The 14,371-nt window shown below is 64.6% G+C and carries 15 protein-coding genes; 5 read left to right on the forward strand and 10 right to left on the reverse strand.

Annotation, left to right across the window (positions count from 1 at the left end):
• Window positions 1–90 precede the first annotated feature (90 nt).
• The gene (locus ACXJMY_RS08060) at window positions 91–1,317 is read left to right on the forward strand and encodes an MFS transporter (protein WP_456618776.1); all 1,227 of its coding nucleotides are present in this window, start codon (window positions 91–93) and stop codon (window positions 1,315–1,317) included.
• A 67-nt stretch (window positions 1,318–1,384) separates the two neighbouring features.
• Here ACXJMY_RS08060 and ACXJMY_RS08065 read toward each other — a convergent pair whose 3' ends face one another.
• The 5 genes from ACXJMY_RS08065 to ACXJMY_RS08085 all read right to left on the reverse strand — a co-directional run bounded on the left by ACXJMY_RS08065 (window position 1,385) and on the right by ACXJMY_RS08085 (window position 6,603).
• A complete protein-coding gene (locus ACXJMY_RS08065) occupies window positions 1,385–2,293 on the reverse strand; it encodes an amino acid ABC transporter substrate-binding protein (protein WP_456618777.1) in 909 nt (302 codons plus the stop codon).
• Between the two features lie 146 nt (window positions 2,294–2,439).
• The gene (locus tag ACXJMY_RS08070; protein ID WP_456618778.1) at window positions 2,440–3,879 is read right to left on the reverse strand and encodes an amidohydrolase family protein; all 1,440 of its coding nucleotides are present in this window, start codon (window positions 3,877–3,879) and stop codon (window positions 2,440–2,442) included.
• A gap of 16 nt (window positions 3,880–3,895) precedes the next feature.
• Window positions 3,896–4,921 carry an ABC transporter substrate-binding protein gene (locus ACXJMY_RS08075; protein ID WP_456618779.1) on the reverse strand — a complete coding sequence of 342 codons (1,026 nt, stop codon included), beginning with the start codon at window positions 4,919–4,921 and terminating at the stop codon, window positions 3,896–3,898.
• 46 nt (window positions 4,922–4,967) lie between these two features.
• A complete protein-coding gene (locus ACXJMY_RS08080; protein ID WP_456618780.1) occupies window positions 4,968–5,744 on the reverse strand; it encodes an ABC transporter permease in 777 nt (258 codons plus the stop codon).
• A gap of 1 nt (window position 5,745) precedes the next feature.
• Window positions 5,746–6,603, reverse strand: a complete 858-nt coding sequence (locus ACXJMY_RS08085) for an ABC transporter ATP-binding protein (protein WP_456618781.1) — start codon at window positions 6,601–6,603, stop codon at window positions 5,746–5,748.
• 196 nt (window positions 6,604–6,799) lie between these two features.
• Between ACXJMY_RS08085 and ACXJMY_RS08090 the strand changes: the two genes are divergently transcribed.
• Complete coding sequence (locus tag ACXJMY_RS08090; protein ID WP_456618782.1) at window positions 6,800–7,558, forward strand: GntR family transcriptional regulator; 759 nt, start codon at window positions 6,800–6,802, stop codon at window positions 7,556–7,558.
• Here ACXJMY_RS08090 and ACXJMY_RS08095 read toward each other — a convergent pair.
• Window positions 7,555–7,974 carry a nuclear transport factor 2 family protein gene (locus ACXJMY_RS08095; RefSeq protein WP_456618783.1) on the reverse strand — a complete coding sequence of 140 codons (420 nt, stop codon included), beginning with the start codon at window positions 7,972–7,974 and terminating at the stop codon, window positions 7,555–7,557. The genes ACXJMY_RS08090 and ACXJMY_RS08095 overlap by 4 nt on opposite strands.
• A 149-nt stretch (window positions 7,975–8,123) precedes the next feature.
• Between ACXJMY_RS08095 and ACXJMY_RS08100 the strand changes: the two genes are divergently transcribed.
• From ACXJMY_RS08100 to ACXJMY_RS08110, 3 genes are all read left to right on the forward strand, one after another.
• Window positions 8,124–9,365 (forward strand): amidohydrolase family protein, encoded by a 1,242-nt coding sequence (locus tag ACXJMY_RS08100; protein WP_456618784.1) that lies wholly within the window; start codon window positions 8,124–8,126, stop codon window positions 9,363–9,365.
• A gap of 83 nt (window positions 9,366–9,448) precedes the next feature.
• Window positions 9,449–10,654 (forward strand): amidohydrolase family protein, encoded by a 1,206-nt coding sequence (locus ACXJMY_RS08105; RefSeq protein ID WP_456618785.1) that lies wholly within the window; start codon window positions 9,449–9,451, stop codon window positions 10,652–10,654.
• Between the two features lie 153 nt (window positions 10,655–10,807).
• Window positions 10,808–11,128 carry a hypothetical protein gene (locus ACXJMY_RS08110; protein WP_456618786.1) on the forward strand — a complete coding sequence of 107 codons (321 nt, stop codon included), beginning with the start codon at window positions 10,808–10,810 and terminating at the stop codon, window positions 11,126–11,128.
• A 16-nt stretch (window positions 11,129–11,144) separates the two neighbouring features.
• On the opposite strand, the gene ACXJMY_RS08115 is transcribed toward ACXJMY_RS08110, so the two are convergent.
• Genes ACXJMY_RS08115 through ACXJMY_RS08130 form a run of 4 tightly spaced genes read right to left on the reverse strand, consistent with a single transcriptional unit; the run spans window position 11,145 to window position 14,349 of the window.
• On the reverse strand, window positions 11,145–12,062 hold the full coding sequence (locus ACXJMY_RS08115; protein WP_456618816.1) for a DUF1932 domain-containing protein: 918 nt from the start codon (window positions 12,060–12,062) through the stop codon (window positions 11,145–11,147).
• Window positions 12,059–12,928 carry a hypothetical protein gene (locus ACXJMY_RS08120; protein ID WP_456618787.1) on the reverse strand — a complete coding sequence of 290 codons (870 nt, stop codon included), beginning with the start codon at window positions 12,926–12,928 and terminating at the stop codon, window positions 12,059–12,061. Before ACXJMY_RS08120 ends, ACXJMY_RS08115 begins: the two co-directional genes overlap by 4 nt.
• A gap of 27 nt (window positions 12,929–12,955) precedes the next feature.
• Entirely contained in the window at window positions 12,956–13,639 is a 684-nt protein-coding gene (locus ACXJMY_RS08125) for a 4-carboxy-4-hydroxy-2-oxoadipate aldolase/oxaloacetate decarboxylase (RefSeq protein WP_456618788.1), read from the reverse strand.
• Window positions 13,636–14,349, reverse strand: a complete 714-nt coding sequence (locus tag ACXJMY_RS08130) for a PIG-L deacetylase family protein (protein ID WP_027517331.1) — start codon at window positions 14,347–14,349, stop codon at window positions 13,636–13,638. The genes ACXJMY_RS08125 and ACXJMY_RS08130 overlap by 4 nt, the downstream gene beginning before the upstream one ends.
• Window positions 14,350–14,371: the final 22 nt, after the last annotated feature.

Here is a 14,371-nt window from a genome sequence, read left to right on the forward strand (position 1 = left end):
AAATTAGATAGGACACGAACTATTAGCCTGCAACTATATAACCCGCTGGATTGCAATCGATCACGAAAAAGCGAACGAGAACAACGCGCGATGGGCCCGGGTTCCACGACCGAAGCACGCGAGGTGATGGCGGCCGACGGCGCATTGACGCTCGTGCCGACCKTCGTCGTCGTGGCCGTGGATGCCACGGGAATGGGGATCATCCTGCCGCTGCTGCCGTTCTACTCGCAGCGGCTCGGCGCAACGCCGTTCCTGATCGGCGCCCTGATCTCGGTCTATGCCGTCTGCCAGCTCATCGCCGGCCCGGTGGTCGGCATGCTGTCGGATCGCTATGGCCGGCGGAAGGTTCTGGTCGTCAGCCAGATCGGAACCTTGATCGGATTTGTCCTGCTCGCGATGGCGGGCAATCTGACGCTGGTATTTCTGGCGCGCATCATCGACGGCCTCACATCGGGCAACATCTCGGTCGCCCACGCCTATGCCGCCGAGCACAGCGCGCCGGCGACACGCAAGCAGGCGCTCGGCATGACCAGCGGCGCCATCGGAACCGGGCTTCTGCTCGGGCCGGCGCTCTCGAGCGTCCTCGTCCATTACGGTCAGACCGCGCCGGTATGGGCCGCGGCCGCGCTCTCACTGGTCAGCATCCTCGCGACGATCGCCCTGCTCCCGCCAGACCATCCGGCCTCGGAACCGCTGTACCAGCACCGCGTGCCCGAGCCGACGCTGACCCGCAGCCTGCTTGGCATGCGCTACGCGTGGCGCCTGCTCGGTCTCCTCATCGTATTCTTCTTCGTCAACTCGATGTTCCTGTCGCAGATCGGGCTGTTCCTGTCGGCGCGGTTCTCGTGGGACGGACACGCGTTCGGCGCGCGCGAGCTCGGCTGGATGTTCGCCTATGCCGGCTTCATCAACATGGTGGTCCAGGGTCTCCTGATCACACGCGCCAACCTGGTCGCCTCCGACCGCGGCATCGTGGCGGCAGCGTTCGCCTGCATGGGGCTCGGGTTCGCCGGCCTTGCGGCTGGCAACAATATCAGCCTGCTCGCGATTGATCTGACGCTGATCATTGTCGGCACCATGTTCGCCCGCAGCACGCTGACAGCGGAACTGTCGCGCTCGACCGCGATCAATCGCCAGGGCATGATCATGGGACTCAACCAGTCGCTGATGTCAGGCGCCAATATCAGCGCACCGCTCGTCAGCGGCGCGTTGATCGGCCATCGGCTGTTCGTCGTCTGGGCCTTGGCGCTGGCCGCGATCGCGGCCATCGGCGCGGCGCTGGCCGGACAACTGCTCGACACGCCGCGGGCGCGCTAAGATAGATCAAGCTGAGCTCGCAGTGCCCACCTCTCCCCAGCGGGGAGAGGTGAAAACCGCCCTCGCCTCATTTCACCGTGTAGACATCCGGATCGAAGCTCGAGCTCGGCGTCTTGAAGGCGTTGCGCAGCGCCGGCGACATCGGGACGTTGTAGTTGAGACCGTTCGGCGGCGTCGGCGATTGCAGCCACTTCTTGTAGAGCACCTCGATCTCCGGGCTTGCATAAAGCTCCGCCGTGGCGCGATCAGCGAGCGCCTTGAACGGCGCATCCTCTCGCCGCAGCATGATCCCGTAGGGCTCCGGCTTCGAGAATGTCTCCTCGCTGATCATGAAGAGCTGCGGCTCCTTCGAGCGCGCGATCGCGACCGCAAGCTGGACGTCGTCGAGCGCGTAGGCCTGGGCGCGGTCGGTCTCGAGCAACAGGAAGGCCTCGGCCTGGTCCTTGGCCGGCATCAAATTGATGCCGAGATTGCGCTCGGTGTTGACCTTGGCGAGCTGCGTCAGGTTGACCGACCCCGCCACCGCCGTGACCGCCTTGCCCTTGAGATCGTCGATGGTGTTGATTTTTGCGGCCTTCTTGGCGGCGAACCGCGTCGCACTCAGGAAATGGGTGTTGGTGAAGGCCACCTGCTTCTGACGATCAGCGTTGTTGGTGGTCGCCGAGCAATGCAGGTCGAGCGTGCCGTTGACCATCAGCGGGATGCGGTTCGACGACGTCACGGCGGTGAAGTCGACGGCGATGTCGGGCATGCCAAGCTGCTGCTTCACGGCATCGACGATCTTGAGGCAGATCTCCAGGGCAAAGCCGACCGGCTTCTGGTCGCCATCCAGATAGCTGAAGGGAACGGAGGCCTCCTGATAGCCCAGCGTGATCTTCTTGGTCTCCTTGACCTTCTGGAGCGTGCCCGACAGGTCTTCGGCTGAAGCTGCGCCCGCAAGACATGTGACGGCCAGGAGAACGGTGGGTAGACGCATCGGGGGCTCCTCAAGAGGTCATGGCTCCGCCGGCGCGGAGTCGCGCACGGTTTAGCCCAGAGCCGAACCGGTCGCCAGACGAGGTTCCGCCTATCAGCTATCGCGGATTTATATCGGCCGGAGCAAAGGAGGCATCGTGCCTCGTCCTATTCGCAGGTGAGCTGCTGCGCGAACCAGCCGGATAGTCGCTCCGACAGCGGCGGCCACACCCGCTGAAAACGTCCGAGCTTGCCGACATTGGCGCGGTACATCGCGCGCAACTCCTGCTCGATCGCCGGCAGGTCAACGCCAACGCAGGCCCCGTCCCTTGCGATGGTCTTGCCGGCGACGACGACCTCCTTCACCAGGGATGCATTGCCTCGCGCGAACAGCAGCGCCATGGGATCGACGGGCATGATCTGGTCGCGGTCGAGCCGGTCCAGATCGATCACGACGAAGTCGGCCGGATTGCCAACGACGAGTTCGCCGCTGCCCGGCGCGCCGGTCGCGCGCCGGCCATTGCGGACGGCGAGCGCGAACATCTCGCCCGGCGTCCACGTCGCCTTAAACCCAAGGCCGCCATGGGCCATCTGCACCAGCCGCATCTCGCGCAGAACGTCGTCGTCTTCGTCCAGCGCCAGCCCGTCGACGCCGACCGCGATGGCGCAGCCGCATTTGTGCGCGGCGGCGATCGGCGCCAGCCCCGAGCGCAGATGCATGTTCGAGCTGAAATTGGTGACGATCCGCGTGCCGGAGGCTGCGATCATCTCCAGCTCATCCGGCCGGGCGTGGATGCAGTGCGCGAGCGTCAGCCGCTCGGACAAGAAGCCGATGTCGCGCAGCCAGCGTACCATGTCCGGGAAATTCCGATCGGCCCAGGCGCGCTGATACACGGTCTCAAGGAGATGCATGTGGATGCGGCGGCCGGTCCTCGCCGAATTCTCCGCCACCGCTTCCAGCAGCGGCTTCGAGCACCATTGCACGCCGGCAGGCCCGAGCTGCACGTCGACCATCGGGCCGGCGATGTCAGCGGCAATGGCGTCGGTCAGCTCGATATAGGCCTTTGGCGACATCGGCGCGCGGACGAACAGCTCCTCGACGGTCTTGCGGTCATCGCTTGAAAGCCCGGAGAGCACCGGCTCCGCGTCGCCATAGACGATCGGATTCCGGTCGCGTACGGCCATCGCAAAGGCGATGCGGATGCCGACATCGGACGCGGCTCGCGCGACAGCCTTGGCTTCGTCGACCAAAGCCATCGTGCCGCTTGGACGTGTGTAGTGCACCATCATGGCGGCGCAACCGGCCTTCGCCGCGCGCGCCAGCGCGGAGGCTGCAGTGAGATAGGGATCGACCGGCGTGCCCAGCGCGGTCCGCAGGATCCAGCTTTCCAGGGGCATGCCGACCGCGCCGAAGGACGACGCGGTCGCGCGGGCGTGGTCATGGGCGTTGACGAGAGCCGGAATGACGAAGGAGCGCGGCCCGCCGGCAGGCCGCGCTCCTTCCGAGATGTCGGTGATGACACCGCCGTCGTGCCGCAGCACGACGTTGTCGCTGGTGCCGCGATCAGGGCCCCGGAACAGGCTGCTTGCCGAAATCTCCGTGGCCATGACCGCCTCTCCAGATTCAGTTGGCCGTATAGACCAGCTCCCGCTCCGCGCGCGGCGGCAGGAACTCGCGCGAGAACACTTCCGCCGGTGTCGGCGCGCGGGCGAGCTGATAGCCTTCGACCACGATGCCGATGGCACGCGTCATGCGGTCATCCTTGATGTCACCGATGCCGATCTCCTTCATCTCCGGCGAGACGATCAGCTTCTCGAAGGAATATTGCAGCCGGCGCTTCTCGACCTCCGCGTTGATGAGGTTGTCGTAGTTCAGCGCCGCCTTCATGCCGGCGTTCTGGTCCTTGGCGACCGCGATCGCGCCCTTGTTGATGGCACGCACGAGGCCTGAAACCGCCTTCGGGTTCGATGCGAGCAACTTCTTCGAGACCATCACGCCGTTGGAATAGAGATCGAGGCCGTACTCACCGAACGAGAACCATTTGAAGTCCTTGTCCGGGTCCTGGCGGTTGAGCACAAGGTTGAAATAGCTCGTGATGTTGAAGACCAGCGCCGCGTCGATGTCACCCTTGATCAGCATCGGCTCCTGGAGGTTCGGGGCCATGTTGGAGATCTTGATCTTCTCGCCGTCGAGCCCGTTCTTGCGCGTGAACACCGGCAAGAGCCGCGTCGTCGGCGTGCCCTGCGCGCCGCCGAGCGTATGGCCCTCGAAATCCTTGATGGTGTTGATGCCGCTGCTCTTCTTGGCGACGATGGCGAACGGCGGCTGGTTCCACATCATGTAGACCATGACGGGGGCGTCCTGCGGCTTGGTCGAGGCGTTCTGGATGATGGCGTTGACGTCGCCGAAGCCGGCGTCATAGGCGCCCGACATGACGCGCGTGACCGTGGCGCCGGAGCCTTCGCCCTGGTCGATCACGACGTTCAGGCCTTCCTCCTTGAAGAAGCCGTTGTCCTTGGCATAGAAGAACGCGGCATCGCTGCCTTGCGTCTTCCAGCCCAGCGTGAACTTGATCGTGGTTTCCTCGGCCGTGGCAGCGCCCGCGGACAGGGCCAATCCCAGCAGCGCGGCAGTTACTTTTCTCAACATCGAGACCTCCTCAAGCTTCGTTGCGTGACGGTTTGAAAATGTCAGTTCAGGTGGCGATGACGTCGTTCTTGCGCGTGGCCCAACCGGTGACCCGCCCCTCGATCAGCGAGAACACGGCATAGAGCGCGACGCCGAGGCCCGCGAGCACGAACAGCCCGGCGAACACCAGCGGCACGTTGAAATTGGAGGACGCGGTCATCATGACATTGCCGATGCCGCGGTTGGAGGCGACCGTCTCGGACAGCACCGCGCCGACGAAAGCGTAGGAGACCGCGACCTTCAGCGAAGCGAAGAAGAACGGCATGGTCCTGGGCAGGCCGACATTCCAGAGAATGTCGAATTTGCTGGCGCCGAGTGCCTTCAGGACGTCCTCGAGCTCGGGCTCGGTGGTCGCAAGGCCTGTCGCGATGTTGACCACGATCGGGAAGAAGCAGATCGAGAGCGCGGTCAGCACCGCCGGCACGGTGCCGGAGCCGAACCACAGCACGAAGATCGGTACCACCGCGACCTTGGGGATCGAGGAGAAGCCGATCAGCAGCGGATAGCAGGTGTCGTAGGCGGTCCTGGAAACACCGATGATCGCGCCAAGGGCAACGCCGAGCGCCACGCCGAGCACGAAGCCGAACATGGTGGTCGCAAGCGTCTGCAGGATATGCGGCCACAGCACCGGGAAGCGCTGGAACAGCGTCACGAACACTTGCGACGGCCGCGGCAGCACCAGATCGGACATGCCGGTCATCAGGCAGAACAGTTCCCAGGCGACGAAGAACAGCACGATCAGCCCCGCCGACCACGCCTTCTGCCTGATATCGATGCCGGTCATTTCAGGCTGTCCCTTCCTGGGCGGCGGTGCGCGCATCCTCGATGAAGGCGCGCAGCTTCTGGTTCAGCGCGACGAAATCCGGCTCGAACGTCATGGCGACGGTGCGCGGGCGGACGAATTCGACGCGGCTGTCGTCGAGGATGCGGCCGGGCCGCGCGCTCATCACGCAGATGCGGCTCGCAAGGAAGCCGGCCTCGCGCAAATCGTGGGTGACGAGCAGCACCGTCGGCTTATGCGTCATCCAGAGATTCTGGAGGATCGACCACAGCTCCTCGCGGGTGAACTGGTCGAGCGCGCCGAACGGCTCATCCAGCAGCAGCAGGCGCGGCTCATGAATCAGCGCACGGCAAAGGTTGGCGCGCTGGAGCATGCCGCCGGAGAGCTGCCAGGGATAACGACTGCCAAAGCCCTTGAGGCCGACCTGCTCCAGCAGCGCGTTGGCCTTGTCGCGGAACGCGGTCTTGCGCAGCTTGCGGAAGTTCGAGCGGAACGGCTCGACGATCTTCAGCGGCAGCATGATATTCCGCTCGATCGTCATCCACGGCAGCATGGTCGGGTTCTGGAAGGCCATGCCGACCCGCAACGCCCGCGCCGCGACCTCGCGGCCGCCGACGATGACGACGCCGCTGGTCGGCTGCACCAGGCCGCTGACGAGACGCAAAATGGTCGATTTGCCGCATCCGGATGGGCCGACCAGTGCGACAAACTCGCCGTCGGCGATCTTGAGCGTGGTCCTGGACAGAGCAGGCACGGCGCGGTCGCCGCGCCCGAAGGTCACGGACGCCTCGGACAGCTCGATCGCTGTCGCGCCGGCCTCCTCGGGAACGGGCTGGCCGTCAAATTGAGCGTTGGGTTGCATGCGCATCACAGCGAAAGTGCATGCAAGCTGAGTGCCAGCCTTCGCCCCACGCCAAATCAATGACCTAGCCTATTGGCGCGCCAGGCGGCCGGGCTCGTTTTAGGCAATCGGGGCACCAAACTGCATGCAATTCGAGCGCTGGATTGCGACACCTCCATGCTAAAGAGGAGCGACCATCCACCCCAAGGATTCGCCGATGTCGGCGCGCGCCACCAGCAAGACTTCCGAATCGTCAGACAAGGTCAGCGTCATCTGCCGTGCGCTCCGGCGCGCGATCATCGAGCAGGCGCTGGAGCCCGGCGCCAAGCTGCCGGAGGATTCGCTCGGCGAGCGTTTCGGCGTCAGCCGTACCATCGCCCGCCACGCGCTGGGACAACTGGCCGCCGAAGGCCTGGTCGAGCTCCGCCGCAACCGGATCGCAGTGGTGGCGACGCCGAGCTGGCAGGAGGCGCGCGACGCCTTCGACATTCGCATCGAGCTCGAACGGCTCGTGGTCCGCCAGCTCGCGGGCAAGCTGAGCAAGAGCCAGATCGCGGAGCTGAACGCCCATGTCGATGCCGAGGACCGCGCGCGCGACGGTTCGGACGCGGTCTCGATCCGGCTCGCCACCGAATTCCACATCCTGCTCGCGCACATGACGAACAGCCCGATCCTGGTGCGCTATGTCAGCGAGGTTGCCTATCGCTGCTGCCTGACGCTGTCGCTCTACAGCCGGCCGCATTCGACCGAATGCGCCATCAACGAGCATCGCGCCATCATCGTCGCGCTCGCCAAGGGGGACGAGGCCAAGGTGATGGAATTGATGCACCATCACCTGGATTCCGTGGCCAATCGCGCGCTGGTGGCCCCTGCCCCGCAGCGCGGCCGCGACCTGCTCGATATTCTCGCGCCCTATGCCGACGAGGTGGCGGGCAATCGCGTCGTCAAGCTGCCGAAGGTGGCACGAAGAGGTTAGGCTTCGATCCCGCGCTGGACCAGGATTCGCTCGGCGCTGTCGTTCCAGACGTCCATCTTAACGATCTGCCCGCTCCTGACGACGAAGCGGTCGACATAGCGGTTGCCCTCGAACGGCGTGCCGTCGATCCACTCGCCATAGAGCGTGCCGACGCTGTAGACGACGGTCTCGTCCGCGCCCGGGCAGACGTCGAAGCGATCCATCTTCTTCTTGACCCAGCGATAGCGTTTTGCGTTGAAGCCGGTCGGCCCGCGCGGATGATCGAACTCGCGCCCGCCGGTGAACGTGATCACCGTCCCCGGCTTCATGTAGGCCGCAGCGGCATCGGGATCGGGTATCATCGAGGCCGTGAGATAGGCCTCCACGATCTCGGCATCGGTCATCGGGCGGGCTTCGGCTTTTGCGGGGGCGGACATGGCGGGTTCTCCGGGAGCGCCCGCATTCTACAATTCCTGCCTCAAACTGCATGCATATTTTTTGAACAATTCAGTGCCAAAACTGCACACAATCTGGAGCTGCCCGCTCCCGCAGCTTCCGCTAGGCTAACACACTCGAATCCGACGCCATGACCAGTCAAACCGCCTTCGACCTGATCTTCCGCAACGCCCTGTTGCGTTCATCCGCCGCGCCCGTCGATATCGGCGTGAAGGGCGGACGGATCGCCGCGATCGGACCTGGGCTCACCTGCGACGCCGTCGAGATCGACGTCGGCGGCCGGCTGGCCCTGCCCGGCTTCGTCGACACCCACATCCATCTCGACAAGGCGTGCCTGCTCGGACGCTGCGGACACAATCATAGCAGCGTCTCGGAAGCGATCCGCGCCGTGGCCGGGATGAAGAAGGATTTTACGATCGAGGACGTTTACGCGCGCGGCGCTCGCGTGCTGGAGCGGGCAATCGTGCACGGCACGACGCGCATGCGCACGCATGTCGAGATCGATCCGCGCATTGGCCTGCGCGGCTTCGAGGCGGTGAAGGCGCTCAAGCGCGACTATGCCTGGGCGATCGATCTGTCGCTCTGCGTCTTTCCGCAGGAAGGCCTGACCAACGATCCCGGCAGCGACCAGCTCCTGGTCCAGGCGCTGCGCGACGGCGGCGAGGCGATCGGCGGCTGCCCCTATATGGACACCGACCCGAACGCGCATCTCGCACGCATCTTCGATCTCGCCGAGGAATTCGACGTCGACGTCGATCTCCATCTCGACTTCGATCTCGACCCCTCCTGGTGGCATCTCGACGAAGTCTGCCGGCAGACCGAGCGGCGCAAGTACCAGGGGCGCGTGGCGATCGGCCATGCCACGAAACTCTCGGCGCTGCCGCCGGAGCCGCTGAAAGCGGCCACCGCGCAACTGGCAAAAGCCGGCGTCGCCGTCACCGTGCTGCCCGCGACCGACCTCTATCTGATGGGCCGCGAAGCCACCCACAACGCGCCGCGCGGGCTGACGCTCGCCCACAAGCTCGTTGATGGCGGCGTGCTGTGCTCGGTCGCCACCAACAACGTGCTCAATCCCTTCACGCCGTTCGGCGATGCGTCGCTGCTGCGGATGGCGAACTTTTATGCCAACGTCGCGCACGCTTCCGTCAGCGATTTCGACACCTGCCTTGACCTTGTGACCGAGCTGCCGGCGCGGCTGATGAACCTGAAGGACTACGGGATCGAGGTCGGAAAGCCCGCCGATCTCATCGTGCTCGACACCCAGGACAGCCGCTTCGCGATCGCCGAGCTGCCGGATGTCGCGATGGGCTTCAAGAGCGGCCGGCAGACGTTCGAGCGATCGCGGCCCACGCTGTTCAAACCCCGGCGCTAACCGGCTCGCCCGATCTTCGCACGTATTGCGCTGCGGCCATCACTTACGCGACTATCGGCGCAATCGATCAACGGAGGAACTGGATGGCCTTCGAAGCAATCTTTCTGAATGCGCGTTTCGACAGCGGAGCGCGGCATCACATCGCGGTCAGGGATGGCCGTATCTCCGCGATCACGTCCGTTGACCAGCCACCCGCCGGTGCCGAGACGATCGATCTCAAGGATGCCCTCGTCGTCCCCGGCTTCGTCGAGGGCCACATCCATCTCGACACCAGCTTCTATGGCGATGCCTGGCGGCCGCACAAGCCATGTACTGACGGATTCGATGTGCATGAGCGCGTGGCCTTCCAGGCCCAGAACATGGCCGAGGCCGCGCCGATGGATGTGCGCGCGCGCAACCAGCTCGATCTCTGCATCGGCCACGGCACCACGCAGATGCGCAGCCATGTCATGGTGGACGGCTCGGTCGGCCTGAAATCGCTCGAGACGATCCTGCGCGTGCGCGAGGAGTACAAGGGCCTGATCGACATCCAGCTCGTCGCCTTTCCCCAGAGCGGAATCTTGTCGAGCCCGGGCACGCCGCAGCTGCTCGACGAGGCCATCCGCCTTGGCGCCAACCTCGTCGGCGGGCTCGATCCCGCGAGCTTCGATCGCGACGTCGAAAGGCATCTCGACGTCGTGTTCGGCGTCGCCAATAGGCACGGCGTCGATGTCGACATCCATCTGCACGACATGGGCACACTCGGCGCCTTCGAGATCGAGCAGATCGCGGCGCGCACGCGCGCGCTCGGCATGGAGGGACGCGTCGCAGTCAGTCACGCGTACGGGCTCGGCGACATCTCGCCAGATTACCTCAAGAAGATCGCCGATGTTCTCGCCCGCTCCGGCGTCGCCATCATGACGAACGCACCGGGCGCCCGTCCCTTTCCGCCCATCCTAGCTCTGCGCAACGCCGGCGTGACCGTCTTCAGCGGCAACGACAACATCCGCGATTCCTGGTGGCCCTATGGCGACGGCGACATGCTGCGCCGGGCGACGACGCTTGGCTATCGTTCGGGGTTTAACATCGATGAAGAGCTGCGCGTTGCGTTCGATGTCGTAACCGAAGCCGGCGCCAAGGCGCTCCGGCTCGAAGGCTACGGCCTGCGCGTCGGCGCCAAGGCCGATTTCGTGGCGCTGAATGCGGAACATATTCCCGAGGCCGTTGTCGGGGTGCCGCAAGGGCGCTCCGTGTACAAGGAGGGCAGGCTCGTCGCATCCAACGGTAAGATTATCGGGAAGCGCGGCTAATCATCCGACCTATTCTGTTCGATGATACCGCTGACCTTCCCCACTCCCCGAATCCGGTAGAATCCCTGACCGTAGCTGCGCGCATTGCGCTACGGGCCACACGGATCATACTAAGGCCTGCACTGACGTCTGCGTTCTGTGGGGAGTATGGACATGTTCAGCGCATTCAGCAGCATCGATTACCGTTCCATTCGGGCCAGCACGCCTGCCGAGGCGGCTGTCAAGCGACTGAATGGCATCGGCGAAGTCCTGTCGGGCCTCGATATGTCGGCAATCCAGACCCAGAACGACATGTCCCGCGCGCTGTTGACGCTCGATACCGCCGACAAGTGCATTCGAGCGATCCTCACCGAATTCCGCACCGAGCGCGCCAAGGAGCAAGTCGTGCGCGAAGCCAAGAGCCTGATCGACCTGATCGAGCTCGCGCGCGACGAAATCTCGACCTATCGCGACGGCGGCCCAGCCCTGAGCTGAGCGCCCGCGCTCGACATCAACGCCTGACCTTCGCCAGGATACGATCCGCCTCGGTGCGCCAATCGGCGCTGCGCGCGAACTCCTTCGTCCCCTTCGCGCCGAACAAACCTTCATCGGCGAGGTCGGCCATCCAGGCCTGCCGTTCGGCAGTGCCCTGCGCCGACCACGGCGTCAGCCCCGCCTCGCGCACGGTCTCGGCGACCTCGCGCACCTCCTCGGCACGGCGGCGGCCGTGCTCGATCACGCGCTGGAAGAAATACGCGCCCTGCTTCTCCCAGTCGATCGCGGGGAACGTCTCCGCCAGCGAGGCCAGCACCGCGTCCTCGACGCCATAGGCACGCGCGGTGGTGAAGCTTTCGATGACCATGGCCTCGAGGCCCTTGATCATGATGCTGCGGCACATCTTCACCGCAGATGAAACACCGAGCTTGTCGCTGGCAACCCTGGCCGCGAAACCGATCGCATTCAGAAGCGGCTCGAGCTCCCTTGCGCCGGGACCACCGAGCAGCAGCGGCACCTTGATGCGATAGGGCGGCACCGAGGTCATCACCGCACCCTCGACATAGCGTCCGGCAGCGCCGTCGATCAGCGCAGCCGCGCGCCGCTTGGCGCCGGGCGAGGCCGAATTGAAATCGAGGAACCAGGTGCCCTGGTTGATCGCACCCGCGCAAGCCTTTGCCACCGGCACGGCCTGGCTGGCGGTGACGGCGGAGATGATGAAATCGGATTTCGCGGTCAGCTCGGCATGAGACGCCGCCAGCGCCACGCCGCACTTCGCAGCATGCTCTTTCAGAGCGGCGCCCTGCTCGCCGCCAAGCTTGGTGTCATAGGCCGCGACCCTGATGTCCTGCTGGCGCAGATCCTCGGCCAAAATCCTGCCGACCTCGCCATAGCCGACCAGTCCTATCTGCCATCGCCTGGGGTCCGACATCAGTTCAGTCCTCGTGTCGTCTCGTCAAAGAGCTCCTCGACCGCATAGCGACGCGGAATCAACGCCTGCTGGAATGCGTAGTCGACGATCAGCTCCAACGATTTCCTGTTCGCGTCGACCCCGAACGGGACAGGGTCCGGCGTCACCGCAGGCCCCACCTGCACCTTGTTCCGCTTGAGCAGATCATAGACGCCCGCAACGACGTCGGGATGCGACTTCGCGAGCTTTTCGGTCACGACCACGAGATGATTGACGGGCACGACGCCGCGCCGGGCGTACCATGTCGCCGCCTCCGCGGCCGGATCGGAGAACAACGGCTTGAGCTTGGGATCGTTCGACGCCTCGCCGAGGACGGCGTCGAGCTCACCGTCGAGCAGCATCTGCAAGATCTTCTTGTCCTTCGGTGCCCGCTCGGTGGTGTCGACATATTCGGCGACGTGCGGATCCTCGAACGTGACCCAGCGGATGCTGTTAAGATCGACGCCGTAGTCGTTGGCGAGGATACCCCTGATCCACGCGCCCGTCGTCGTCGTGAAGGAGCGGATGCCGACGCGCTTGCCTTCGAGATCGGACGGCCCGAGCGTTCCATGCGCGGGATTGTACAGCGCGTAGGAATGCTGGAAGCGGCCGAGCATGGTCGCCGGCAGCAGCACCAGCGGCTTGCCGTGCGCCTTTGCCATCAGATAGGTGACGATCGCCATCTCGCAGACGTCAAAAGCCTGCTCACGCACCATCGGCTTGAATGCGGTGTTGGTCGGCGTGTACTCGATGAAATCGAGGTCGAAGCGATCGGAGCGGAGCTCGCCGCTCTTCACCGCCTGGACATGGGGATGACTGCCGAGCACGGCCTTCAGCTTGAGACGATCCATCCGCCCGCTCCGCTTCTCTTGTCTCGCTCAGACGTCCTCGGGATTGTCGACATAGACGAGGCCGGCCTTCGCTAAGGCCTCGCGCATGCTGTACATGTCGAGACCGAGCTCGCCCGAGCCAAGCCGCTTGCGCTTGCCGCCTTCATCGGCGTTGCGCTTCTTCGCTTTCTCGGCGACTTCGGCGGCATAACGCTTCGGCACCACCACCACGCCATCGTCATCGGCCACGATGATGTCGCCGGGATCGACGTTGACGCCGGCACAGACCACCGGAATGTTGACCGAGCCGAGCGTCGCCTTGACCGTGCCCTTGGCCGAGACCGCGCGCGACCACACTGGAAACTTCATCTCGTGCAGCGCTTTGACGTCGCGGCATCCGGCATCGATGATCAACCCCTGCACGCCGCGTGCCTGGAGCGAGGTCGCGAGCAGTTCGCCGAACATGCCGTCGGTATTGTCTGTGGTGCAGCCGACGACGAGAATGTCGCCCTTCCTGCACTGCTCGACCGCGACATGGATCATCCAGTTGTCGCCAGGCTGCGCCAGCACGGTCACCGCGGGCCCTGCGATCGCCGCGCCCGGCCAGACCGGTCGCAAATACGGCTTCATCAAGCCGATGCGGCCATAGGCCTCGTGCACGGTCGAGACGCCGTACTCGGCCATCCCGGCGGGATCGGCTCGCTTGATGTTGCGAACGACGACCGGCTTCATGCCAGTTCCTCCGCAACCGTCGGGAACAGGCGCTGATAGGCCTCGCCATACGTCATGGGCACGCCGGTGTTGCGGCTGCCCTGGATGCCGCGATTGAGCGCGACGCGCTCGTAATAACCCCACAGATGCTTCTGTGCGGCGAGGATCTGGAACGCCTCGTACTTCTCCTTCCAGACCTCGTCGATCTTGAGGAGCAGGTCCGGCTTGTAATTGCACTGCTCCGGCTGGTGCGGCTCGAACAGGAACACCGGCGGCGCCGAATATTTGTACTGCGCGCCGGGCTTGTGGCCCATCGCCTGGGCGACCACACGGGTCTCCTGCGCGAAATGCGCGGCATTCGGATGGTCGAAATTATAGGGATCTTCCAGCGCGTGCGTCAGCACGAAGCTCGGATTGAGCTCGCGGTATATGTCGACCATGCGGTCGAAATGCGCCTCGGTGAGCTTCAGCGGATAATCGCCGCAATCGAAGAACTCGATCTCGGCGCCCAGAAGCTTGGCCGCCCGCTCCGCCTCGTCCTTGCGGCCGGCCTTGACCGATTCCAGCGTCGCGCCCTTCTCCTTCCAGGCGAACTGGCTCTCGCCGCGCTCGCCGAAGGACATGCAGACGATCTTCATGCGATAGCCCTTCTTCGCATGCAGCGCGATGGCGCCGCCGGCGCGCCAGACAAAATCGCCCGGATGGGCGGTGATCACGAGACCTGTTTTCATGGGACGGACTCCCCCTCTCTCA

The sequence above is a fragment of the Bradyrhizobium sp. P5_C12 genome (genome assembly GCF_054049735.1).

Bases quoted from the DNA above. Each gene is read 5' to 3' on its own strand.
- ACXJMY_RS08105 (WP_456618785.1), top strand. From the start codon at position 9,449: ATGGCCTTCGAAGCAATCTTTCTGAATGCGCGTTTCGACAGCGGAGCG.
- ACXJMY_RS08120 (WP_456618787.1), bottom strand. From the start codon at position 12,928: ATGGATCGTCTCAAGCTGAAGGCCGTGCTCGGCAGTCATCCCCATGTC.
- ACXJMY_RS08090 (WP_456618782.1), top strand. From the start codon at position 6,800: ATGTCGGCGCGCGCCACCAGCAAGACTTCCGAATCGTCAGACAAGGTC.
- ACXJMY_RS08075 (WP_456618779.1), bottom strand. From the start codon at position 4,921: ATGTTGAGAAAAGTAACTGCCGCGCTGCTGGGATTGGCCCTGTCCGCG.
- ACXJMY_RS08125 (WP_456618788.1), bottom strand. From the start codon at position 13,639: ATGAAGCCGGTCGTCGTTCGCAACATCAAGCGAGCCGATCCCGCCGGG.
- ACXJMY_RS08095 (WP_456618783.1), bottom strand. From the start codon at position 7,974: ATGTCCGCCCCCGCAAAAGCCGAAGCCCGCCCGATGACCGATGCCGAG.
- ACXJMY_RS08070 (WP_456618778.1), bottom strand. From the start codon at position 3,879: ATGGCCACGGAGATTTCGGCAAGCAGCCTGTTCCGGGGCCCTGATCGC.
- ACXJMY_RS08130 (WP_027517331.1), bottom strand. From the start codon at position 14,349: ATGAAAACAGGTCTCGTGATCACCGCCCATCCGGGCGATTTTGTCTGG.
- ACXJMY_RS08085 (WP_456618781.1), bottom strand. From the start codon at position 6,603: ATGCAACCCAACGCTCAATTTGACGGCCAGCCCGTTCCCGAGGAGGCC.
- ACXJMY_RS08100 (WP_456618784.1), top strand. From the start codon at position 8,124: ATGACCAGTCAAACCGCCTTCGACCTGATCTTCCGCAACGCCCTGTTG.
- ACXJMY_RS08110 (WP_456618786.1), top strand. From the start codon at position 10,808: ATGTTCAGCGCATTCAGCAGCATCGATTACCGTTCCATTCGGGCCAGC.
- ACXJMY_RS08065 (WP_456618777.1), bottom strand. From the start codon at position 2,293: ATGCGTCTACCCACCGTTCTCCTGGCCGTCACATGTCTTGCGGGCGCA.
- ACXJMY_RS08080 (WP_456618780.1), bottom strand. From the start codon at position 5,744: ATGACCGGCATCGATATCAGGCAGAAGGCGTGGTCGGCGGGGCTGATC.